A 21,633-nucleotide genomic window follows, 5' to 3' on the forward strand; every position below is an offset into this window, starting at 1 on the left:
GTGGCCGCCGCCCGGGACCGGGGCGCCGGCCACGGCAGCGCGTCGCGGTCGACCTTGCCCGACCCGCGGGTCGGGAGCGAGTCGACGACCCCGAGCAGCGGCACCAGCGCCGCGGGGAGCACCGCGCGCAGCCGGGCCCGGGCGTCCGCGAGGTCGAGCGTCGTCCCCTCGGCCGGCACCAGGTACCCGGCCAGCACCGCCGTCCCCGCGGGCGTGCGGCGCACCGCGACGGCCGCGCCGGCGACCCCCCGCAGCCCGCCCAGCGCCGCCTCGACCTCGCCCAGCTCGATCCGCCGGCCGCCGATCTTGACCTGGTCGTCCGCGCGCCCGACGAACAGCAGCCCCGCGCGGTCCAGCCGGACCACGTCGCCGCTGCGGTAGGCGCGGTCCCAGCCGAGCCCGGGCGCCGGCGCGTACTTCTGGGCGTCCTTGGCCGGGTCCAGGTACCGCGCCAGGCCCACGCCGCCGATGATCAGCTCGCCCGTCTCGCCCTCGGCGACCGGGACGCCGTCCTCGCCGACGACCGCGAGGTCCCAGCCGTCGAGCGCCAGCCCGATCCGGACCGGACCCTCGCCGGTCATCCTGGCCGCGCACGCGACGACGGTCGCCTCGGTCGGCCCGTAGGTGTTCCACACCTCCCGGTCCGGGGTGACCAGCCGCGCCGCGAGCTCGGGCGGGCACGCCTCGCCGCCGAAGATCAGCAGCCGCACGCCGGCCAGCTCCTCGGACCGCCACAGCCCCGCGAGGGTCGGCACCGTCGAGATCACGGTGATCTGCTGCGCCACCAGCCACGGCCCGAGGTCCATCCCGGTGCGGACCAGCGCGCGGGGCGCGGGCACCAGGCAGGCGCCGTGCGCCCACGCGAGCCACATCTCCTCGCAGCTCGCGTCGAACGCCACCGACAGACCCGCGAGCACCCGGTCGCCGGGGCCGAGCGGCGCGCCGGCGAGGAACAGCCGGGCCTCGGCGTCGACGAACGCCGCCGCGGACCGGTGCGTCACGGCCACGCCCTTGGGCGCGCCCGTGGACCCGGAGGTGAAGATGATCCAGGCGTCGTCGCCGAGCCCCGGGCCGCGCACCGCCGCGGCAGCGGCCGCCCCGCGCCGCCGCCCGGCCGCGACCAGAGCCGGCAGGTCGCCCTCGGCCAGCACCCGGTCGACCGCCGCCTCGGCGAACACGGTCCGCGCGCGCTCGTCCGGGTCGTCGACGTCCACCGGCACGTAGGCGGCGCCCGCGGCGAGCACCGCCAGGATCGCCGTGTAGAGCTCGGCGGTGCCGGACGGCACCCGCACGCCGACCCGCGAGCCCGGCCCGATGCCCTCGGCCGCCAGCGCCGCGGCCGCGGCGCGCACCACCGCGTCGAGCCCGGCGTACGTCAGCACGGTCGTGCCGTCGTCGATCGCCGGGGCGTCGCCGTGCGCCGCGACCGTCGCCGCCAGCACGTCCACCAGGGTCCGCGGCGCAGGCGCCAGCCCCGAGCGCAGCAGCCCGTCCGGTTCGCCCACGTGTTCCTCCCGCCCGTCGGCCGCGCCACGTCCCGGGCGGCCGACGGGCACTGTGACACACGGTCCGCGCAGCCGCCGCGTCGGCCCGCGGCCGTTCACCGGCACGTCGCCCGGTGTTCGCGTCCCGGCAATCCCCCGCCGCGTCGGGAAGGGCCCCGACATCTGGGAAGATGTGTGCCCATGACCGACCTGTCCCCCGCCGCCACGCCCGCCGCCACCCCGACGACCGCCGCCGCGGCCGTACGCGCGGTGCGCGAGGTACCGGACCGGGTGTCGCTCGACGGCGTCGAGGACCGCTGGGACGGCGCGTGGACCGAGCAGGGCACGTACGCGTTCGACCGGTCGAAGACCCGCGAGCAGGTGTACTCCATCGACACCCCGCCGCCCACCGTCTCCGGCTCGCTGCACGTGGGCCACGTGTTCTCCTACACGCACACCGACGTCGTCGCCCGGTACCGCCGGATGCGCGGCGCCGAGGTGTTCTACCCGATGGGCTGGGACGACAACGGCCTGCCCACCGAGCGCCGCGTGCAGAACTACTTCGGCGTCCGCTGCGACCCGTCCCTGCCCTACGACGAGGGCTTCGAGCCGCCGCACGTCGGCGGCGAGGGCAAGAGCGTCAAGGCCGCCGACCAGGTGCCGATCAGCCGCCGGAACTTCGTCGAGCTGTGCGAGCGCCTGACGGTCGAGGACGAGCAGCAGTTCGAGGCGCTGTGGCGCCGGCTCGGCCTGTCCGTCGACTGGTCGCGGACCTACCAGACCATCTCGGCCGAGGCGCGCGCCGTCGCGCAGCAGGCGTTCCTGCGCAACCTCGCCCGCGGCGAGGCGTACCAGGCCGAGGCCCCCGGCCTGTGGGACGTGACGTTCCAGACCGCCGTCGCGCAGGCCGAGCTCGAGGCGCGCGACTACCCCGGCGCGTTCCACAAGGTGGCGTTCCACCGCGACGGTGCCGAGCCGGTGCACATCGAGACCACCCGCCCCGAGCTGCTGCCCGCCGTCGTCGCGCTCATCGCGCACCCCGACGACGAGCGCTACCAGCACCTGTTCGGCACCACGGTGACCAGCCCGCTGTTCGGCGTCGAGGTCCCCGTGCTCGCGCACCCGGCCGCCGAGCCGGACAAGGGCGCGGGCATCGCGATGTGCTGCACCTTCGGCGACCTGACCGACGTGCAGTGGTGGCGCGAGCTGCAGCTGCCGACCCGCTCGGTGATCGGCCGCGACGGCCGCCTGGTCCGCGACACCCCGGACTGGATCACGGACGAGGCCGGCCGCGCCCTGTACGGCGAGCTGGCCGGCAAGACCACGTTCTCCGCGCGCGAGCTGGTCGTGGCGGGCCTGCGCGAGTCCGGCGACCTGGACGGCGAGCCGCAGGCGACCCAGCGCAAGGCGAACTTCTTCGAGAAGGGCGACAAGCCGCTCGAGATCGTCACGTCCCGCCAGTGGTACATCCGCAACGGCGGCCGCGACGCCGACCTGCGTGCGCAGCTGCTCGCCCGCGGTGCCGAGCTCGGGTTCCACCCCGACTTCATGCGGGTGCGGTACGAGAACTGGGTCGGCGGCCTGAACGGCGACTGGCTCGTCTCCCGCCAGCGGTTCTTCGGCGTGCCGTTCCCGGTCTGGTACCCGGTGACCGACGCGGGCGAGGTCGACCACACCCGCCCGATCCTCCCGACCGAGGACCAGCTGCCGGTCGACCCGTCCTCCGACGTGCCGGCCGGCTACACCGCGGAGCAGCGCGGCGTCGCGGGCGGCTTCGTCGGCGACCCGGACATCATGGACACCTGGGCGACGTCGTCGCTGTCCCCGCAGATCGCGGGCGGCTGGCGGTCCGACCCCGACCTGTTCGAGCGGGTGTTCCCGATGGACCTGCGCCCGCAGGGCCAGGACATCATCCGCACCTGGCTGTTCTCGACGGTCGTCCGCTCCCACCTGGAGCACGGCAGCCTGCCGTGGAAGGACGCGGCCATCTCCGGCTGGATCCTGGACCCCGACCGCAAGAAGATGTCGAAGTCCAAGGGCAACGTCGTGACCCCGATGGGCCTGCTCGAGGAGCACGGCTCCGACGCGGTCCGGTACTGGGCGGCCTCGGCGCGGCTCGGCACCGACGCGGCGTTCGAGGTCGGCCAGATGAAGATCGGCCGCCGCCTGGCGATCAAGGTGCTCAACGCCTCGAAGTTCGCGCTGTCCTTCGGCCCGGCCGCGCAGGGCGCGTCCGCGCTCGACGCCTCGCTGGTCACCGTGCCGCTGGACCGGGCGATGCTCGCCGGCCTGGCCGACGTGGTCGACCGCGCGACCGCGGCGCTGGAGGCGTACGACCACACCCGGGCGCTGGAGCTGACGGAGACGTTCTTCTGGACGTTCTGCGACGACTACCTGGAGCTGGTGAAGGACCGTGCGTACGGCGCCGGCGCCGAGGCGTCGGACGTCACGCCGGAGACCGCCTCGGCGCGCGCCGCGCTGAACGTGGCGCTCGACGTGCTGCTCCGGCTGTTCGCGCCGGTGCTGCCGTTCGCCACCGAGGAGGTCTGGTCCTGGTGGCGCGAGGGCTCGGTGCACCGCGCGCCGTGGCCGGTCGCCGAGCCGCTGCGGGCCGCCGCGGGCGACGGGGACCCGGCCGTGGTCGCCGCCGCGGGCGCCGCGCTCGCCGCGCTGCGCAAGGTGAAGTCCGAGGCCAAGGTCTCGATGCGGACCGAGATCCTGCGGGCCCGCCTCGAGGTGCCGGCGGCGCTGCTGCCGGGCGTGCGGGTCGCGCTCGGCGACGTCCGCGCCGCGGGCCGGGCTACCGGCGACCTCGACGTCGTCGAGGTGCCGGACGCCCCGGACGCCGCGGTCGTCGCCCGCGACGCCGAGCTGCTCCCGCCGGAGCCGAAGCAGAAGCCGACGGCCTGACCGCCGCCCGGCACCCGCTCGCGAGGGCGCACCCCCACCCGGGGGTGCGCCCTCGCGGCGTCGTGGCACCCTGGGACTCTCGTCCCACCCCGGTGGGTTATGCATACGTATCCTCGCCCATGTATAGTTGTGCGGCCGTCCTTCCCCCACGAGGAGTCACTCCATGCGCACCCGCACCCTCGCCGCTCTGCCCGCCGCCGTCGCGGCGGCGCTGCTGCTCGCCGCCTGCGGCGGGAGCGGCGACGACACCGCCGCGTCCGACGGCGGGGTCCAGCTCGTCACGGACGGCACCCTGACCGTCTGCACGAACCCGCCGTACGAGCCGTTCGAGTACGAGGAGGACGGCGAGGTCGTCGGGCTCGACATCGCGATCGTCAACGAGGTCGCCACCGACCTGGGCGTCACGCTCACCACCAAGGTGACGCCGTTCGAGGGCATCCAGTCCGGCGCGGACCTCAACACGAACAACTGCGACGTCGTCGCCTCGGGCATCACCATCACGCCCGAGCGCCAGGAGAAGATCGACTTCTCCGACCCGTACTTCGACGCCGACCAGGGCCTGCTGGTCCCGGAGGGCTCCGACCTCGACAGCGTCGAGGCCCTCGAGGGCAGGACCATCGGCGTGCAGCAGGCGACGACGGGCGAGACGTGGGCCACCGACAACGGCCTGCAGACCGTCCAGTTCGAGGACCTGGGCCTGCAGATCCAGGCGCTCAAGACCGGCCAGGTCGACGCGGTGGTCAACGACATCGCCGTGCTCGGCCCGTACGTCTCCGAGGGCTTCGAGGTCAGCGCGAACTTCTCCACCGGCGAGCAGTACGGCCTCGGCGTCAAGCAGGGCAACACCGCCCTGCTCGACCAGATCAACGCCACCCTCGAGCGGATCCGCCAGGACGGCACCTACGACGAGCTGTACACCCAGTTCATCGGCACCGCGCCCATGACCTCGGACACCGCCTCGGCCGAGCCGAGCCCGTCGGACGGCTGACGTGACGACCACGTCGACCACCCCGGCGCCCGGGACGCTGCCCGCGTCCCGGCGCCGGTGGAGCCCGCGCCGGCGCGCGCGGGTCTTCCGGCTCGCCCAGTACGCGCTGCTCCTGGTCGCCCTGGCGGCGGTCGCGCTCGCGATCGACTGGCAGAACGTCGGCACCAACTTCTTCAACGCCCAGGCGGCGAGCGACATCGCCGCGCTGATCCCGGCGGCGTTCCTCAAGACGCTCGAGTACACGCTCGCCGGGTTCGCCGTCGGCCTCTCCCTCGGCACCGTGCTCGCGCTCATGCGGCTGTCGTCGGTCGGGCTGTACCGCTGGCTCGCGATCGTCTACATCGAGTTCTTCCGCGGCATCCCCGCCCTGCTGGTGGTGATCTCGTTCGGCTACGCCGTGCCGATCGCGTTCGGCGTGAACATCCCCTCGGTCACCCTGAAGGCCGCGCTCGCGCTCGGCCTGGTGTCGGCCGCGTACATCGCCGAGACGCTGCGCGCGGGCCTGCAGGCCGTCCCGAAGGGGCAGGTCGAGGCAGCCCGGTCGCTGGGCATGTCCCACGGGCGCACGCTGCGCCAGGTCGTCGTCCCGCAGGCGTTCCGGATCGTGCTCCCGCCGATGACGAACGAGTTCATCCTGCTGACCAAGGACACCTCGCTGGTGTTCCTCCTCGGCCTGTCGACCACGCAGTACGACCTGACCAAGATCGGCCGCGACGCGCTGAACAGCGCGCAGGGCGGCCTGACGCCGCTGTTCGTCATCGGCGCCTGCTACCTGCTCATCACGCTCCCCCTGGGCCAGCTCGCGCGGTACCTGGAGAAGCGCACCGGCGCGAGGAGCCGCACATGACCGCCGCCGCACCCACCGGCGCCCCCGTCGTCCGCATCGCCGGGCTCCGCAAGGCGTTCGGCGAGCGCGAGGTCCTCACCGGCATCGACCTGGACGTGCACGCCGGCGAGGTCGTGTGCGTCATCGGCCCGTCGGGCTCCGGGAAGTCGACGCTGCTGCGCTGCGTCAACCTGCTCGAGCAGCCGACCGGCGGCGCCGTCGAGGTGCTGGGCGTCGACGTGACCGACCCGGACGTCGACATCGACCAGGTCCGCACGCACGTCGGCATGGTGTTCCAGCAGTTCAACCTGTTCGCGCACAAGACCGTGCTGGAGAACTGCACCATGGCGCAGCGGGGCGTGCTCCGGCGCTCCGCCGCGGAGGCGGACCGGATCGCCCGCGCCAACCTCGAGCGCGTCGGCCTCGCGGACCGCGCGGACGCGCACCCGGCGCAGCTGTCCGGCGGCCAGCAGCAGCGGGTCGCGATCGCCAGGGCCCTGTCGATGGACCCGCAGCTCATGCTGTTCGACGAGCCGACCTCCGCCCTCGACCCCGAGCTGGTCGGCGACGTCCTCGGCGTCATGCGCGACCTCGCCGACGCCGGCATGACGATGATCGTCGTGACCCACGAGATGGCCTTCGCCCGGGACGTCGGCGACCGGGTGGTGTTCATGGACGGCGGCGTCATCGTCGAGGACGGCCCCGCGGACCAGGTGATCGGGGCACCCCGCGAGGCGCGCACCCGCACGTTCCTGCAGCGGGTGCTCGACCCCACGCACACCGACGTGGCCTGACCGCCGCGCACGACCGCCGGGTCGTCGGGATCCCACGATCCCGGCGGCCCGGTCTTGTCGCCGGGGGCCCCGGGGCGGTACCCGGGTGGCCGATAGCATGGCGCGAACGGTCGTCGCCGCTCGTCAGCGTGGTGCGGCCCCGTCCCCCCGACGCCCGCACCTGGAGCACCGATGCGCGAGTTCAGCGCCGACACGCCCGCCCCGCACGACCCCGCGCTCAACGTGCCCGGCCTGCTGCTGAAGCGGCTCGCGCGCGGCGCGTCGGGCGTCATCTTCGAGCGGTCGGCGGGCCTCGGCGGCTCGTGGGCGCCGGTGACGGTCGCCGAGTTCGTCCGCGAGGTCACCGCGCTGGCCAAGGGCCTCGTCGCGCAGGGCCTCGAGCCGGGCGACCGCGTGGCGATCATGTCCCGCACCCGGTACGAGTGGACGCTCACCGACTTCGCCGTGTGGTTCGCCGGCGGCGTCGGGGTGCCGGTCTACGAGACCTCGTCCGCCGAGCAGGTCGAGTGGATCCTGTCGAACTCCGGCGCGTCCATCGCGGTCGTGGAGACCGCCGCGCACGCCGCGGTGGTCGCCCAGGTCCGCGCGGCCGTGCCCGCGGTGCGCGACGTCGTGGTGATCGACGAGGGCGGCCTCGCCGACCTGGTCGCCGCGGGCGCGGACGTCGACGACGCCGAGATCGAGCGCCGCCGGTCCCTGGCGAGCGCCGCCGACCTCGCGACGATCATCTACACCTCCGGCACCACCGGCCGGCCCAAGGGCGTCGAGCTCACCCACGGCAACTTCGTGGACAACGCCCGCAACGGCGTCGCCGCGCTCGCCGAGGTCTGCGCCACCCCGGGCTCGCGGACCCTGCTGTTCATGCCGCTCGCGCACGTGTTCGCGCGGTTCATCCAGATGGTCGCGATCGAGGCCGGCTCGCCGCTGGGCCACACCCCGGACACCCGCAACCTGCTCGCCGACTTCGCCTCGTTCCGGCCGACGTACATCCTCGCGGTCCCGCGGGTGTTCGAGAAGGTCTACAACTCCGCCGAGCAGAAGGCCGGGCACGGCGCGAAGCTCAAGCTGTTCCGCTGGGCCGCGAAGGTGTCGATCACCTACTCCCGCGCCCTCGACACGGCGGCCGGGCCGTCCGCCCAGCTCAAGGCCGCGCACGCGCTCGCGAGCACGCTCGTGCTGCGGAAGCTCAAGGACGCGATGGGCGGCGACCTGCGGTACGCGATCTCCGGCGGCGCCCCGCTCGGCGAGCGCCTGGGCCACTACTACCGCGGCCTCGGCCTGGTCGTGCTGGAGGGCTACGGCCTGACGGAGACCACCGCGCCGTCGGCGGTGAACCGCCCCGGCCTGATCAAGATCGGCACCGTCGGCCCCGCCTACCCGGGCACGTCGTTGCGGGTGGACGACGACGGCAACGTGTTCGCCAGGGGCCCGCACGTGTTCCGCGGGTACCACGACAACCCCGACGCGACCGCGGAGGTGCTGGACGCGGACGGCTGGTTCGCGACCGGCGACATCGGCCGGCTCGACGACGACGGCTACCTGCGCCTGACGGGCCGCGCGAAGGAGCTCATCGTGACCGCCGGCGGCAAGAACGTCGCGCCCGCCGTGCTCGAGGACCGGTTCCGGGGTCACCCGCTGGTCAGCCAGGTGGTCGTGGTCGGCGACGGCCGCCCGTTCATCGGCGCGCTCGTCACGCTCGACGCCGACATGCTCCCGGGCTGGCTGTCGATGCACGGGCTGCCCGCGATGGACGTGCGCGCCGCCGGGAAGCACCCCGAGGTGCTGGCGGCCCTGGACCGCGCCGCCGCGCGCGCGAACGAGGCCGTGTCCCGCGCCGAGTCCATCCGCAAGGTGCGGGTGCTCGACGGCGACTTCACCGAGGCGAACGGCTACCTGACCCCGTCGCTCAAGGTGAAGCGCGCGCTCGTGCTCCAGGACTTCGCGGCCGACGTCGAGGAGCTCTACGTCGACACCCGCGAGCACTGACCGGCCCGCTCCGGCAGCGGGAGGTCCGGCCCGGCACGCCGCGCGCGCCGGGCCGGACCGTCCGCTCGTGCCGGCGTCAGACCACGTCGTGCAGCCGGCGCTGGTCGGCCGACTGCGACGGCACCGCCTCGCTGGGCGTGGAGCCGTCCGTGTAGCGCAGCACCGCGCCGACGCCGTCGACCGCCTCGACCTGCCCGTCCCGCGCGATCGCGAGGCCGGCGTCCTGCGCGAGCGCGGCCCGCAGCAGCGCCACGTCGGCGGGCATCCTGCGCGCCCCGGTCACGCCGATCCCGGCCAGGTCGTCCTCGCTGGTGGCGATCTGGAGCGGGTCCGGGCCGACCCACAGCTGCCGGTCGCCGAGCGCGGAGCCCGGCAGGGTGACGTCCTCGTGCAGCACCAGCGCGCGGACCTGGCCGCGCTGCAGCACGGTCACCACGTCGTCCAGGGACGTCACCGCCGCTCCCCCGCGGCCGAGCTCCTCGCGGTACCGCGCGAGCGTCTCCTCGCGCCGGCGCTGCCGGAACGCCTCGAGCGCCTCCGCGACCCGCTGGTGGAACACGTCCTGCTTCACGCCGTCGGCGCGCGAGCCGCCCGGGACCTCGACGACCAGGTCCTTCGTGCGCGGGGCCACCGCGTGGCACAGCAGCGACACGGCGCGCACGTCGCCCGTGACCAGCACCACCTCGGGCTTCTTCTCCACCACCTGGCGGTCGAGCTCCGCCGCGACCGTCTCCGCGTTGCGCTCCCAGGAGTCCTCGGCGCGCATCTGCACCCGCCGGGCCTTCCAGCCGTCGCCGGTCTCCTTGACCTTGCGCAGCTCGTCGTGGCTGCCCTCGACGCTCTCCTTCTGCGCCGTGCGCAGGCCGGAGCCGTCCGACCAGGTGAGGTCCGCGCCCTGGCGGTCGACCTCGACCAGCAGGAACCGGGTCGCCTGGTCCGCGGCGCGCACGGCCGGCAGCAGCACCGGCACGTCGCCGAGGTGCGCCGTCGACTGCGCGGGGGCCTCCTTGAGCACCCGGTCCACCACGACGCCCTCGGCGTCCGCGACGACCACGCGCCCGTGCGGGCCGGCCACGCCGGTGGGCCGGGTGACCCGCTCCTCGATGTCGTCGAGCACCGTCGCCGACGCCCCGGAGCGCTCGAGCTCCCTGCGCAGGGCCCGCCACCGCCCCGCGACCTCCTCGTCGCCCGACGCGTCGGCGCGGGTGGCGTCGAGATGGATCGTCACGAACGGTGCGGGACGTCCGAGCAGGGGCTTGAGCCAGTGCAGTTCCACGAGCGACCTCCGGGGGTCCGGTTGCGTGGGTCGTGCCGGCGCAGCGCTGTCCGGGCCGCACCGACCGACCGGTCCTGACCCCTCCCACCCTCTGACAGCCGGTCGCAGGACGCCACCCCGGCGGGGGTGCGAGTTCGCGTACCGGTCGCCGCCGTCCCGGATGCCGGGCGCGCGCGGGGCGGGGCGGTCAGTCCGTGACCGGGTCGTCCGAGGCGGTCACGGGCGCGCGCTGCCCGTCCGGGCCCGCGGCGATCGCCTCGTGGTGCCGGATGACCTCCTCCACGATGAACGCGAGGAACTTCTCGGCGAACACCGGGTCCAGGTCCGCGGCGTGCGCCAGGTCCCGCAGCCGTGCGACCTGCTGCGCCTCGCGGCCCGGGTCCGACGCGGGCAGCCCCAGGCGGGCCTTGAGCACGCCGACCTGCTGGGTCGCCTTGAACCGCTCCGCGAGCAGGTGGATCAGGGCGGCGTCGATGTTGTCGATGCTGCCGCGCAGGCGCGCGAGCTCGGGCGGGGGTCCGGCGGGAGGAGTCGTCACGCCCCCGATCGTAGGGGGCCCGGCGGTCCGCTCAGGCGCTCTTCTCGCGCGGCGTGCGCTTGGCGGGCGCCTGCCGCGGGACCAGGGTCGGGTTGACGTTCTCCAGCACCACGCCGCGGTTCACCACGACGCGCTCGACGTCGTCCCGGCTCGGCACCTCGAACATCACCTGCTGGAGGACCTCCTCCATGATCGCCCGCAGGCCGCGCGCGCCGGTGCCGCGCAGCAGCGCCTGGTCGGCGATGGCCTCGACGGCGTCCTCGGTGAACTCGAGCTCGACGCCGTCGATCTCGAACATCCGCTGGTACTGCTTCACCAGGGCGTTGCGCGGCTCGGTGAGGATCCGCACCAGCGCCGACTGGTCGAGCGGCGACACCGTGGTGATGACGGGGACGCGGCCGATGAACTCGGGGATGAGCCCGAACTTCAGCAGGTCCTCCGGCATGACGTCGCCGTAGACGTCCTTGTCGTCCGCGCTGTGCAGCGGCGCGCCGAACCCGATGCCCTTGCGGCCGGAGCGGCTGGTGATGATCTCGTCCAGGCCGGCGAACGCGCCCGCCACGATGAACAGCACGTTCGTCGTGTCGATCTGGATGAACTCCTGGTGCGGGTGCTTGCGCCCGCCCTGCGGGGGCACCGAGGCGGTCGTGCCCTCGATGATCTTCAGCAGCGCCTGCTGCACGCCCTCGCCGGACACGTCCCGCGTGATCGACGGGTTCTCGCTCTTGCGGGCGATCTTGTCGATCTCGTCGATGTAGATGATCCCGGTCTCGGCCTTCTTCACGTCGAAGTCGGCGGCCTGGATGAGCTTGAGCAGGATGTTCTCGACGTCCTCGCCGACGTAGCCCGCCTCGGTGAGGGCCGTGGCGTCCGCGATCGCGAACGGGACGTTGAGCATCCGCGCGAGGGTCTGGGCGAGGTACGTCTTGCCGCAGCCGGTGGGGCCGATCAGCAGGATGTTCGACTTCGCGATCTCGACCGAGTCCTCGGCCTGCGCGGTGCCGACCGACGGGGTCGCCTCGCCCGCCTGGATGCGCTTGTAGTGGTTGTAGACGGCGACCGCGAGCGACCGCTTGGCGGGCTCCTGGCCGACGATGTACTGCTCGAGGAACGCGAAGATCTCCTTCGGCTTGGGCAGCTCGACCATGCCGATCTCGGTGGCCTCCGCCCGCTCCTCCTCCATGATCTCGTTGCACAGCTCGATGCACTCGTCGCAGATGTAGACGCCCGGCCCCGCGATGAGCTTCTTGACCTGCTTCTGCGACTTCCCGCAGAACGAGCACTTGAGAAGGTCGGCGCCGTCCCCGATGCGAGCCACGTGCGTCCCCTTCCCTCGGTGCGACCGGGCGGTCGCGAGTCACTGCGCTCTCGGGCGGACCGGCCACGGCCGGCCGCCCATCGGTCCATTGCACACCACGTCGGGCCCGGTGTCAGCCCGCCACGCACCGGGGGCCGGGCGTGTCGGCCGGGTTCCCCCGTCCGCCACGCCCGGCCCCCGGGCTCGTCACGGCTCGACGCGGGTCGCGATCGCGCCCTTGCGGCTCTCGAGCACCTGGTCGACGATCCCGTACTCGTGCGCCTGCGCGGCGGTGAGGATCTTGTCGCGCTCGATGTCCTGGCGGACCTTGTCCAGCGGCTGGCCGGTGTGGTGCGCGATGGTCTCCTCGAGCCACTCGCGCATCCGGATCAGCTCGTTGGCGTGGATCTCGATGTCCGACGCCTGGGCGTAGCCGCCGCCCTCCATCGCGGGCTGGTGGATCAGCACGCGGGCGTTCGGCAGCGCCAGGCGCTTGCCCGGGGTGCCGGCGGCCAGCAGGACCGCCGCGGCGGACGCCGCCTGGCCCAGGCACACCGTCTGGATCTGCGGCTTGATGTACTGCATCGTGTCGTAGATCGCGGTCAGCGCGGTGAACGAGCCACCGGGCGAGTTGATGTAGAGCGTGATGACGCCGTCGGGGTCGGTCGACTCCAGGACCAGCAGCTGGGCCATGATGTCGTCCGCGGAGGCGTCGTCCACCTGCACGCCGAGGAAGATGATCCGGTCCTCGAACAGCTTGGTGTACGGGTCCTGCCGCTTGTAGCCGTAGGCCGTGCGCTCCTCGAACTGGGGCAGCACGTAGCGGGACGACGGCGAGGTCGCGACGGACCCGGCGGTGCCGCCCCAGCCGCCGGCGAGGCGCCCGGCGCGGGCGATGAACTGCGACTCGGTGCTCACGAGTTCTCCTTACGAGGTCTGTGGTGGATCGGCGGGGTCGGTCAGGCCGCGGTGCCGCCGCCGCCGGTGACGGCGCCGGCGTGGGTGACGACCTTGTCGACGAACCCGTACTCGAGGGCCTCGGGGGCGGTGAACCAGCGGTCGCGGTCCGAGTCCGCGGTGATCTGCTCGACCGACTTGCCGGTCTGCTCGGCGATCAGCTCGGCGAGCACCGTCTTCATGTGCAGGATCAGCTGGGCGTTGATGCGCACGTCGGTGGCCGTGCCGCCGATGCCGCCGGAGGGCTGGTGCATCATCACGCGGGCGTGCGGGGTCGCGTAGCGCTTGCCCTTGGCGCCCGAGGAGAGCAGGAACTGCCCCATCGACGCCGCCATGCCCATCGCCACGGTGGCGACGTCCGGCTGGATGTACTGCATGGTGTCGTAGATCGCCATGCCCGCGGTGATCGAGCCACCGGGCGAGTTGATGTACAGGAAGATGTCCTTGTCCGGGTCCTCCGCCGCGAGCAGCATCATCTGGGCGCAGATGGCGTTCGCGTTCTCGTCCCGGACCTCCGACCCCAGCCAGATGATCCGCTCCCTGAGGAGCCGGTTGTAGATGGAGTCGTTGAGGCCGAGTCCCCCGGACTCTGCCCGGGCGATGGCCGGCGTCTGGTCGTTCACGAACGCTCCCTCGATCAGGACTGGTTGCTTGTCAGCGACCCTAACGCCCGGCCCACCCGGCGTTCGTCCCGGTCGGCCCCCGTTTCGCTGTCGGCGCAGGGGGGTCGCCCGGGGCGGGAACGCACGGGGGCCCCGCACCGGCGACGGTGCGGGGCCCCCGTGACGCGGGTGCCGCGGGTCAGGCCTTGGCGTCCTCGGCGGGCGCCTCGGTCGTCGCCTCGGACGCGTCCTCGTCGCCCTCGGCGGCCGCGGTCACGGCCTCCTCCAGGGCGGACTGGGCCGCGTCCTCCTCGTCCGTGCCGATGTACTCCGACAGGTCGACCGCCGCGCCGGCGCCGTCGACGACGGCCACCTGGCGCAGCGCCACCGCGAGCGCCTTGGAGCGCGCGACCTCGGCGACCATCGCGGGGATCTGGCCCTGCTGGTCGATCGTCTGGATGAAGGTGTTCGGGTCCATGCCGTACTGGCGGGACGCGCTCACCAGGTAGTCGACGAGCTCGCCCTGGCTGACCTTGACCTCGAGGTTCTCGGCCAGGGTGTCCAGGAGGATCTGGTTGCGCAGCGCGGTCTGCGCCTGCTCCGTCACCTCGGCGCGGTGCACGTCGTCCTCCAGGCGGCCCTCGGACTCGAGGTGGCGGTGCACCTCGGCCTCGACGGCGCCGGCCGGGACCGGGATCTCGAGCTGCTCGAGCAGCTGCTCCAGGAGCAGGTCGCGGGCCTGGACGGCCTGGTTCTGCGCCTTGATCTTGGTGGCCTGCTCGCGCAGGTCGGCCAGCAGCTCCTCCACCGTGTCGAACTCCGACGCCATCTGCGCGAAGTCGTCGTCGGCCTCGGGCAGCTCGCGCTCCTTGACGGAGGACGCGGTCACGGTGACCTCGGCCTGCTCGCCGGCGTGCTCGCCGCCGACCAGCGTGGTCGAGAACGTCGTGGTCTCGCCGGCCGACAGGCCGGTCAGCGCCTCGTCCAGGCCCTCGAGCATGTTGCCCGAGCCGATCTGGTAGGACACGCCGGAGACGGTGTCGACCTCCTCGCCGTCGATCTTCGCGACCAGGTCGATCACCGCGAAGTCCTTGTCGGCGGCCGGGCGGTCGACGCCGACCAGGGTGCCGAACCGCTCGCGCAGGGTGTCCAGGCGGGCCTGCACGTCCTCGTCGGTGATCTCGGAGGCGTCCACGGTGACGGACAGGCCGTCGAGCGAGGGGATCTCGATCTCCGGGCGGACCTCGACCTCGGCGGTGAACACCAGGTCGCCGTCGGTGTCGCCGGCCACGAGACCCGGGACCTTCGTGACGTCGACCTCGGGCTGGCCGAGCGGGCGCAGCTTGTTCTCGCGGACGGCCTCGGCGTAGAAGCCGGACAGGCCCTCGTTGACGGCGTGCTCCATGACCGCCGGGCGGCCGACGCGCTGGTCGATGATCCGCGGCGGGACCTTGCCCTTGCGGAAGCCGGGGATGTTCACCTGCTCCGCGATGTGGGCGTAGGCGTGATCGATGCTCGGCTTGAGCTCGTCGTACGGAACCTCGACGGTCAGCCTGACCTTGGTGGGCTCCAGGGTCTCGACGGCGCTCTTCACTTCAGTGCTCTCCAACTGCTCGGATTCGTCTGCGCCGGGGGTCCGGCGTGGGCGCTGGGGCGGGCCGGTCGGGCGGTTCCCCGCTCTACCCCGAGGGGCGGCACGCTTCGGCGCGCGCGGGCATGGCTCGCCGCACCGGCCCACGAAGCCTACGCCACCGCGCCGTACCCCCGCCAAAGCGCCCTCAGCGCCGGCGGCGGCCCCGCCACGCCCGCCACGCGCCCGTCGACCACAGGGACCACGCGACCAGCCCGCCCTGGAACGGCAGCCGGGCGAGCCGCTTGGCGTCGGTGTCCAGCCCGAAGGCGTCGGTGTGCGTGAGGTACTGCGACACGTTGCCCGGGAAGACCGCCACGAAGAACGCGGCCGCGACCCACCCGACCGCCGCGCGGTGCCGCGCCGGCGCCACCGCGAGCGCCGTGCCGAGCGCGATCTCCACGACCCCCGAGCCGAGGACGACCAGGTCCTCGTCCAGCGGCACCCACGGCGGCACCTGCGCCCGGAACTCCTCGCGCGCGAACGTCAGGTGGCTGGTGCCGGCGAACGCGAGCACCGCCCCGAGCCCGACCCGGCCCACCGTCCGCGCGACGTCGCCGCCCCGCCGCGCCTGCTGCTCCGCCATGTCCGCTCCTGGGTAGACGAGTTCGTCTACCCAGGGAAGCACAGGTGCCGGGCGCTGACCACGCGGGCGGGGTCCGGCGTGGCGGGGCGCGGCGTGACGCGGCCCCCGGCGGGGTGTTGACCTCAACAGCGGTTCAGGACCCAGCGTGGAGCCCATGACCACGTCACCACCGCTGACCAGCCGCCTGCCCGACACGCTCCTGCGCCACCTCGCCCGGGTCACCGGGGACGACAAGCACGACCCGGCCGCCCGTTCCACGCTCGACGTCCTGTGGGTGCTCCACGAGCACGTCCTGCAGCTCGCGCCGTGGGAGTCGCGCGACCGCTTCCTGCTCTCGAAGGGCCACGGGCCGGCCTCCTACTACGCCGTGCTGGCGACCCAGGGCCTCATCCCGGAGTCGTGGCTCGACGACCTCGCGGGCTTCGGCTCGCCGCTCGGCCACCACCCCGACCGCCTGCTGATCCCCCCGGTCGAGATCTCGTCCGGCTCGCTGGGGCACGGGCTGCCGATCGCGGTCGGCCTGGCCCGTGGCCTCGAGGTCGCCCGGGCGACGGGCCGGGTCTTCGTGCTGCTCGGCGACGCCGAGCTGGACGAGGGCAGCAACCACGAGGCGATCGCCGTCGCGGGCCGGTGGTCCCTCGGGAACCTCCACGCCATCGTGGTCGACAACGACTCCGCCTCGCTGGGGTGGCCCGGGGGGATCGGCGCGCGGTTCACCGGGGAGGGGTGGACCAGCACCGACGTCGCGGGCAGCGACCACGACGCGATCCGCCGGTCGCTGTCCGCCGCGGGCGACCGGCCCCACGTGACGGTCGTCCGCACCGAGCGGAAGGGGTCCTGATGCGCGCCCGGTTCTCCACCACGATGGCCGACCTGCTGCGGACGGACGAGCGCACCGCCCTCGTCCTCGCCGACATCGGGCCGCTCGACCTCGTCGCCGGCGAGCCCGCCGAGGAGCGGGTGGTGAACGTCGGCATCCGCGAGCAGACGATGATCGGCGTCGCCTCCGGCCTCGCCATGGCCGGGCTGCGACCGTTCGTGCACACCTACGCACCCTTCCTGGTCGAGCGACCCTACGAGCAGATCAAGCTCGACCTCTCCCACCAGGAACGGGGTGCCGTCCTGGTCTCCGTCGGAGCCAGCTTCGACGCGGCGAGCGAGGGCCGCACCCACCAGGCGCCCGCCGACGTCGCCCTCCTGAGCGCGCTGCCCGGATGGCGGCTACACACCCCCGGCCACCCGGACGAGGTGGAGGCGCTCACCCGCGCCGCGGCCCGGACCGACGACCGGCAGTACATCCGGCTCTCGACGCAGACCAACCCCGAGCCCTGGCCGGCCGACGGCGCGATCCACGTGGTCCGCCCCGGGACCGGGACGCTCGTCCTCGCGATCGGACCCGCGCTGGCCTCGGCCCTGGGGGCGGTCGAGGGGCACGACGCGACGCTCGCCTACACCGCGACCCCGGTCCCCCTCGATCGCGCGGGCCTGCGCGAGCTCGCCGGGCAGCACGAGCGGGTCGTGGTGGTCGAGCCGTACCTCGAGGGCACGACGGCCCACGAGGTCGCGGCCGCGCTCCGCGGCCGGGCCGTCGACGTCGAGTACGTGGGCGTCGGCCGGACCGAGCAGCGCGTCTACGGGACCCCGGCCGACCACGCCCGGCTGCACGGGCTGGACGTCGCGGGAGTCAGGGCGCGGCTGCTCGCGCGCAGCCGCCCACCTCGCCCCGGCGGCCCGGGGGCGTGACGCGCGGGCGGGCCCCGAGCGGGCCCGCCCCGGGTCCGCCGACACGTCGCCCGCGAGCTCCGCGAGCCGGGTCAGCGACTCGGGTGCTCCGCGGGCAGCCCGGCGGCGGCCGCGGTGCGCCGGGCGACCGCCTCGAGGTGCGCGCCCGGGTCGCGCAGCACACCGCGGTAGTGGCCGAACAGCTCGAAGCTCACGCAGCCGTACAGCTCCGTCCAGGCGTCCACGACGGCCAGCGGGAGCGCCGGGTCCACCGGGCCGGCGACGGGTGCCTGCCCCGACGGGCGGCCCGCGAGGGCGAGGGCGAGCAGGGCGTCGGCGTCCGCCAGGAGCGCCTCGGGCACCCGGTCGACCCCCACCGCGCGATGGCCTGCGGCCCAGGCGTCCACCGCGACGGCGGCGAGCAGCAGCGGCACCCGGGACGCGGGGGCGGTGGTGTCCTGCGGGGCGGCGTAGCCCGGGACCGGCGAGCCGTAGATCAGCCCGTACTCGTGCGGGTGCTCCAGCGCCCACCCTCGCACGCCCCGGTGCACGGCCAGCCACCGCCCGAGCAGGTCGGCGCGGTCGGCGCCCCGCTCGGCGTCCTCGGCGGCGTCCGCGAGACCGGTGTACGCCTCGGTGATCAGCGCCGTGAGCAGCGCGTCCCGGTTCGGGAAGTACCGGTAGACAGCCGACGGGGCCATGCCGAGCTCGCGGGTCACCGCCCGGACGGACAGCGCCGCCGCACCCACCTCGGCCAGCTGGGCACGGGCCGCGTCGGTGATCTCCCGGAGCAGCTCGCGCCGGGCGCGGGCGCGGGCGCCCTCGGCGGTCGGCGGGACGGGCGGCATGGGCCCAGGGTGGCACGTGCGGCACCGCGCACGCGTGCAGCAGCGCCGGGTCTTGCCAGATTCGCGAACAGTGTTCACACTTGCGATCACTGATCCGCATCCCGCAGCAGAGGAGCACCCATGGGCGTCCACGTGGTCGTCGGTTCCGGCCCGGTCGGCACCGCGCTGACCGGCTTGCTCGCCCAGGACGGCGAGCGGGTCGTCGTCGTGACCCGGTCGGGTACCGGCGTCGACCACCCGGCGGTGACCCGCCTCGCCGCCGACGCGAGCGACGTCGACGCCCTGACCGCCGCCGCCCGCGGCGCGACCGCCCTCTACAACTGCGCGAACCCGGGCTCCTACCAGCAGTGGGCCGCGCTCTGGCCCCCGCTCGCCGCGTCCGCCCTGGGCGCCGCCGAGCGGTCGGGTGCCGTGCTGGTCACGACGAGCAACCTCTACGGGTACGGGCCCGTGGACGTGCCGCTGACCACGGACCTGCCGCTGGCCGCCACCGGGCACAAGGGCCGGCTGCGCGCCGCGATGTGGCGGGACGCCCTGGCGGCGCACACCGCCGGCCGCGTCCGCGCCACCGAGGTGCGGGCCGCCGACTACCTCGGGCCCGACGTGGTCGCCGCCGGCGGGGTCCTGCGCCGGTACGCCGACGCGACGCTGCGCGGCCGGCCCGCCCGGGTGTTCGGCGACCCCGACCAGCCGCACAGCTTCACCGCCGTCGAGGACGTCGCGCGGCTGCTGCGCACCGTCGGCGCCGAGGAGCGCGCCTGGGGCCGGGCCTGGCACGTGCCCAGCCCGGAGCCCGTCACCGTGCGGCGCGCGCTCACCGACCTCGCGGCGGCCGTCCCGCAGGGAGCCCCCGAGCCGCGGCTGCGCCGGTTCCCGCGCGCCGCGGTCCGGGCCCTCGCCCCGGTGGTGCCGGTGCTGCGCGAGCTGACCGAGGTGCTGTGGCAGTGGGAGCGGCCGTTCGTGCTGGACGCCCGCGCCACCGAGGCGGCGTTCGACCTGCACCCGACGCCCTGGGAGCAGGTCGTGCGGGCGACGGCGCGGGGGTGGGCGCCCGCACGGGGCGGGCGGACGGCGTAGGCGGGATCCGACGACGTGCAGGACCTCGACCGGGCGTCGAGGTGGTGTGTCCCGCACGAGCCGCCGAGCCGTCGTCGCCGAGCCGAGTCGAGTCGGGATGGCGGGATTCGAACCCACGACCTTCCGCTCCCAAAGCGGACGCGCTACCAACCTGCGCCACATCCCGTCGGGCCGGAGTCTAGTGGCGGGACGCGCACCCACGGGCGCGCAGCGGCGCCGGCCCCGGTGCGGGCGGTGGTGCTGCGAGCCGGTACCCTGGTCCGGCGGCCCGTCCCGGCGGGCCTGCGCGGATGTAGCTCAATGGTAGAGCCCCAGTCTTCCAAACTGGCTACGCGGGTTCGATTCCCGTCATCCGCTCCATCGTGCGACCGCGGCCCGGTACGGGACCTCGTCGAAGACGAACGGCCCGAAGCCGGCGTACGACCAGCCGCGGCGGTGCGGCTGGGCGAAGTGGGACCAGGTCACCCTGTCCTCGGCGACCGTCGCGCGGGCTTCCAGCGGCCAGCAGCCGACCTCGCCGCAGTCGCACCCCAGCAGCCACAGGGGTTCGCCCCGTGGCCACCCGCCCCGGCCGGTGGACAAGAAGTAGTCCGCCAGGTCACCAAACCGGAAGCGCTCGAGGTGCAGCCCTCCGTACGCCCCGGCGGGCTCGTACCCGCGCGCCGCCTCGTACTCGGCGACGAGGTCGACCAGCGATCGGCCGTCGACGACCGGCAGGAGCACCCGCTCGCCGTCGACGTCCTGCGCGAGCAGCGAGAGCACGTGAGGCACCAGGTGAGCATCTCATCCGGCGCCCCGCCCGGGGGCAGTTCGCCGTCGGCCTCACCGCCCCGCGAGCCACCCCAGCATCCCGTGCGCCGCCGCCACCCCGGTGCTGAACGACGCCTGCAGCAGGTACCCGCCGGTCGGCGCCTCCCAGTCGAGCATCTCGCCCGCCACGAACGTCCCCGGCAGCGCCCGCAGCATCAGGTGCTCGTCCACCTCGGACCAGCGGATGCCGCCGGCGCTGGAGATGGCGCGGTCGATCGGCATCGTCGCGGGCACGGGGACCGGGACCGCCTTGAGCAGCGCCGCCACCGTGGCGGGGTCGTCCGGCACGGCGTTGCCGGTCGCCTCGCGGAGCAGCCCGACGGCGACCGGGTCGAGTCCGACGGACCGCTGCAGCCACGTGGACCGGGAGTCCTTCGGCCGACGCCGCGCGAGGCGCTCGGCCAGCCGCTCCACGGGCGTGTCCGGTCGCAGGTCGAGCTCCAGCACGCAGGCGCCGGCGTCCAGCGCCGCGCGCACCGCCGCGCCGACCGCGTACAGCGGCCCGCCCTCGAGCCCGGTGCGCGTCACCATCGCGTCGCCGCGCACGGCGGGCCGGTCCTGCCCGTGGACCGTGAGGGCGACGTGCTTGAGCGGGACGCCCTGGAAGCGCTCGGCGAAGCCCGGCGTCCAGCCGACCCGCACGCCGACGTTGGCCGCGCGCAGCGGCGCCGTCGCCACGCCGCGCGCCGCGAACGCGGGCACCCACGACCCGTCCGAGCCGAGCCGCGGCCAGGACCCGCCGCCGAGCGCGAACAGCACGGCGTCGTGGGCGACCTCCCGGCGCTCGCCGTCCACGCCCCCGCCGACGCCCACCAGCCGGAGCCCGGTGCCGTCCTCGGCCCAGCCGTCCCACCGCTGCCGCCGCTCGACGCGCACGCCGAGGTCGTCGAGGCGCGCGAGCCACGCCCGCACCAGCGGCGTCGCCCGGAACGACCGGGGGAACACCCGCCCGCTCGTCCCGACGAAGGTCTCCTCGCCGAGCTCGGCGCACCAGGCGCGCAGGTCGTCCGGGGTGAAGGCGTCGATCATCGGCGCGAGGCGGTCGGCGGCGTCGCCGTACCGGGTCAGCAGGCGGTCGCGGCCCTCGGAGTGCGTGATGTTGAGCCCCCCGTGGCCGGCCAGCAGGAACTTGCGCGTCGGGGACGGCATCCGGTCGTAGACCGTGACCGCCACGCCGGCCCGGGCCAGCACCTCCGCGGCGATCAGCCCCGCCGGGCCGCCGCCGACCACTCCCGCCGTTCGCACCGGCCGACCGTAGCCCACCCGGCCGCCGCGCCCGGGCCCCGCCGACCCGGCGCCGTG

General features: G+C 74.5%; 19 protein-coding genes and 2 tRNA genes. 9 read left to right on the forward strand and 12 right to left on the reverse strand.

The window, feature by feature from the left end:
* On the reverse strand, positions 1 to 1,505 hold a 1,505-nt coding region (locus tag FA014_RS05035; RefSeq protein WP_230322883.1), incomplete at its 3' end, for an amino acid adenylation domain-containing protein.
* A gap of 180 nt (positions 1,506 to 1,685) precedes the next feature.
* On the opposite strand from FA014_RS05035, the gene valS reads away from it, so the two are divergent.
* From valS to FA014_RS05060, 5 genes are all read left to right on the forward strand, one after another.
* A complete protein-coding gene (gene valS, locus FA014_RS05040) occupies positions 1,686 to 4,394 on the forward strand; it encodes a valine--tRNA ligase (protein WP_154728611.1) in 2,709 nt (902 codons plus the stop codon).
* 163 nt (positions 4,395 to 4,557) lie between these two features.
* Positions 4,558 to 5,382, forward strand: coding sequence for a transporter substrate-binding domain-containing protein (locus tag FA014_RS05045; protein ID WP_154728612.1), 825 nt, complete (start codon positions 4,558 to 4,560; stop codon positions 5,380 to 5,382).
* Position 5,383: 1 nt separating this feature from the next.
* The gene (locus tag FA014_RS05050; RefSeq protein WP_230322884.1) at positions 5,384 to 6,229 is read left to right on the forward strand and encodes an amino acid ABC transporter permease; all 846 of its coding nucleotides are present in this window, start codon (positions 5,384 to 5,386) and stop codon (positions 6,227 to 6,229) included.
* Positions 6,226 to 7,002, forward strand: a complete 777-nt coding sequence (locus FA014_RS05055; RefSeq protein WP_154728613.1) for an amino acid ABC transporter ATP-binding protein — start codon at positions 6,226 to 6,228, stop codon at positions 7,000 to 7,002. The genes FA014_RS05050 and FA014_RS05055 overlap by 4 nt, the downstream gene beginning before the upstream one ends.
* A 171-nt stretch (positions 7,003 to 7,173) precedes the next feature.
* Positions 7,174 to 8,988, forward strand: coding sequence for an AMP-dependent synthetase/ligase (locus FA014_RS05060; RefSeq protein WP_154728614.1), 1,815 nt, complete (start codon positions 7,174 to 7,176; stop codon positions 8,986 to 8,988).
* Positions 8,989 to 9,064: 76 nt separating this feature from the next.
* Here FA014_RS05060 and FA014_RS05065 read toward each other — a convergent pair whose 3' ends face one another.
* The 7 genes from FA014_RS05065 to FA014_RS05095 all read right to left on the reverse strand — a co-directional run bounded on the left by FA014_RS05065 (position 9,065) and on the right by FA014_RS05095 (position 15,874).
* Positions 9,065 to 10,264: a baeRF2 domain-containing protein gene (locus FA014_RS05065; protein WP_154728615.1), complete on the reverse strand. Its 1,200-nt coding sequence runs from the start codon at positions 10,262 to 10,264 to the stop codon at positions 9,065 to 9,067.
* Positions 10,265 to 10,451: 187 nt separating this feature from the next.
* Complete coding sequence (locus FA014_RS05070) at positions 10,452 to 10,802, reverse strand: chorismate mutase (protein ID WP_154728616.1); 351 nt, start codon at positions 10,800 to 10,802, stop codon at positions 10,452 to 10,454.
* A gap of 31 nt (positions 10,803 to 10,833) precedes the next feature.
* Positions 10,834 to 12,120, reverse strand: coding sequence for an ATP-dependent Clp protease ATP-binding subunit ClpX (gene clpX, locus FA014_RS05075; protein ID WP_154728617.1), 1,287 nt, complete (start codon positions 12,118 to 12,120; stop codon positions 10,834 to 10,836).
* Positions 12,121 to 12,306: 186 nt separating this feature from the next.
* Positions 12,307 to 13,017 carry an ATP-dependent Clp protease proteolytic subunit gene (locus FA014_RS05080; protein WP_154728618.1) on the reverse strand — a complete coding sequence of 237 codons (711 nt, stop codon included), beginning with the start codon at positions 13,015 to 13,017 and terminating at the stop codon, positions 12,307 to 12,309.
* Positions 13,018 to 13,058: 41 nt separating this feature from the next.
* Positions 13,059 to 13,679 (reverse strand): ATP-dependent Clp protease proteolytic subunit, encoded by a 621-nt coding sequence (locus FA014_RS05085; protein WP_154728619.1) that lies wholly within the window; start codon positions 13,677 to 13,679, stop codon positions 13,059 to 13,061.
* A gap of 178 nt (positions 13,680 to 13,857) precedes the next feature.
* Positions 13,858 to 15,252, reverse strand: coding sequence for a trigger factor (tig, locus tag FA014_RS05090; RefSeq protein WP_154728620.1), 1,395 nt, complete (start codon positions 15,250 to 15,252; stop codon positions 13,858 to 13,860).
* A 184-nt stretch (positions 15,253 to 15,436) separates the two neighbouring features.
* On the reverse strand, positions 15,437 to 15,874 hold the full coding sequence (locus FA014_RS05095; protein ID WP_154728621.1) for a DoxX family protein: 438 nt from the start codon (positions 15,872 to 15,874) through the stop codon (positions 15,437 to 15,439).
* A 154-nt stretch (positions 15,875 to 16,028) separates the two neighbouring features.
* Between FA014_RS05095 and FA014_RS05100 the strand changes: the two genes are divergently transcribed.
* Positions 16,029 to 16,715, forward strand: a complete 687-nt coding sequence (locus FA014_RS05100) for a transketolase (RefSeq protein WP_154728622.1) — start codon at positions 16,029 to 16,031, stop codon at positions 16,713 to 16,715.
* Positions 16,715 to 17,617 carry a transketolase family protein gene (locus FA014_RS05105; RefSeq protein WP_154728623.1) on the forward strand — a complete coding sequence of 301 codons (903 nt, stop codon included), beginning with the start codon at positions 16,715 to 16,717 and terminating at the stop codon, positions 17,615 to 17,617. Before FA014_RS05100 ends, FA014_RS05105 begins: the two co-directional genes overlap by 1 nt.
* Positions 17,618 to 17,688: 71 nt before the next feature.
* On the opposite strand, the gene FA014_RS05110 is transcribed toward FA014_RS05105, so the two are convergent.
* Entirely contained in the window at positions 17,689 to 18,444 is a 756-nt protein-coding gene (locus tag FA014_RS05110) for a TetR/AcrR family transcriptional regulator (protein ID WP_154728624.1), read from the reverse strand.
* Positions 18,445 to 18,564: 120 nt separating this feature from the next.
* Between FA014_RS05110 and FA014_RS05115 the strand changes: the two genes are divergently transcribed.
* Positions 18,565 to 19,521 carry an NAD-dependent epimerase/dehydratase family protein gene (locus FA014_RS05115; RefSeq protein ID WP_154728625.1) on the forward strand — a complete coding sequence of 319 codons (957 nt, stop codon included), beginning with the start codon at positions 18,565 to 18,567 and terminating at the stop codon, positions 19,519 to 19,521.
* Positions 19,522 to 19,613: 92 nt separating this feature from the next.
* On the opposite strand, the gene FA014_RS05120 is transcribed toward FA014_RS05115, so the two are convergent.
* A tRNA-Pro gene (locus FA014_RS05120) sits at positions 19,614 to 19,687 on the reverse strand.
* A 120-nt stretch (positions 19,688 to 19,807) separates the two neighbouring features.
* Here FA014_RS05120 and FA014_RS05125 point away from each other — a divergent pair.
* Positions 19,808 to 19,881 (forward strand) — tRNA-Gly (locus FA014_RS05125).
* Here the strand turns inward: FA014_RS05125 and FA014_RS05130 are convergent.
* A complete protein-coding gene (locus FA014_RS05130) occupies positions 19,870 to 20,292 on the reverse strand; it encodes a hypothetical protein (RefSeq protein ID WP_154728626.1) in 423 nt (140 codons plus the stop codon). The two genes, FA014_RS05125 and FA014_RS05130, sit on opposite strands and share 12 nt — an antisense overlap.
* Positions 20,293 to 20,343: 51 nt before the next feature.
* Positions 20,344 to 21,576 carry an NAD(P)/FAD-dependent oxidoreductase gene (locus FA014_RS05135; protein ID WP_230322885.1) on the reverse strand — a complete coding sequence of 411 codons (1,233 nt, stop codon included), beginning with the start codon at positions 21,574 to 21,576 and terminating at the stop codon, positions 20,344 to 20,346.
* Positions 21,577 to 21,633 lie beyond the last annotated feature (57 nt).

The sequence above is a fragment of the Cellulomonas hominis genome, from assembly GCF_005239125.1.
Taxonomy (GTDB): domain Bacteria; phylum Actinomycetota; class Actinomycetes; order Actinomycetales; family Cellulomonadaceae; genus Cellulomonas; species Cellulomonas hominis_A.

Excerpts from the sequence above, each read along its gene's own strand:
- valS (WP_154728611.1), top strand. The coding sequence starts at position 1,686 with ATGACCGACCTGTCCCCCGCCGCCACGCCCGCCGCCACCCCGACGACC.
- FA014_RS05045 (WP_154728612.1), top strand. The coding sequence starts at position 4,558 with ATGCGCACCCGCACCCTCGCCGCTCTGCCCGCCGCCGTCGCGGCGGCG.
- FA014_RS05055 (WP_154728613.1), top strand. The coding sequence starts at position 6,226 with ATGACCGCCGCCGCACCCACCGGCGCCCCCGTCGTCCGCATCGCCGGG.
- FA014_RS05060 (WP_154728614.1), top strand. The coding sequence starts at position 7,174 with ATGCGCGAGTTCAGCGCCGACACGCCCGCCCCGCACGACCCCGCGCTC.
- FA014_RS05095 (WP_154728621.1), bottom strand. The coding sequence starts at position 15,874 with ATGGCGGAGCAGCAGGCGCGGCGGGGCGGCGACGTCGCGCGGACGGTG.
- FA014_RS05100 (WP_154728622.1), top strand. The coding sequence starts at position 16,029 with ATGACCACGTCACCACCGCTGACCAGCCGCCTGCCCGACACGCTCCTG.
- FA014_RS05105 (WP_154728623.1), top strand. The coding sequence starts at position 16,715 with ATGCGCGCCCGGTTCTCCACCACGATGGCCGACCTGCTGCGGACGGAC.
- FA014_RS05110 (WP_154728624.1), bottom strand. The coding sequence starts at position 18,444 with ATGCCGCCCGTCCCGCCGACCGCCGAGGGCGCCCGCGCCCGCGCCCGG.
- FA014_RS05115 (WP_154728625.1), top strand. The coding sequence starts at position 18,565 with ATGGGCGTCCACGTGGTCGTCGGTTCCGGCCCGGTCGGCACCGCGCTG.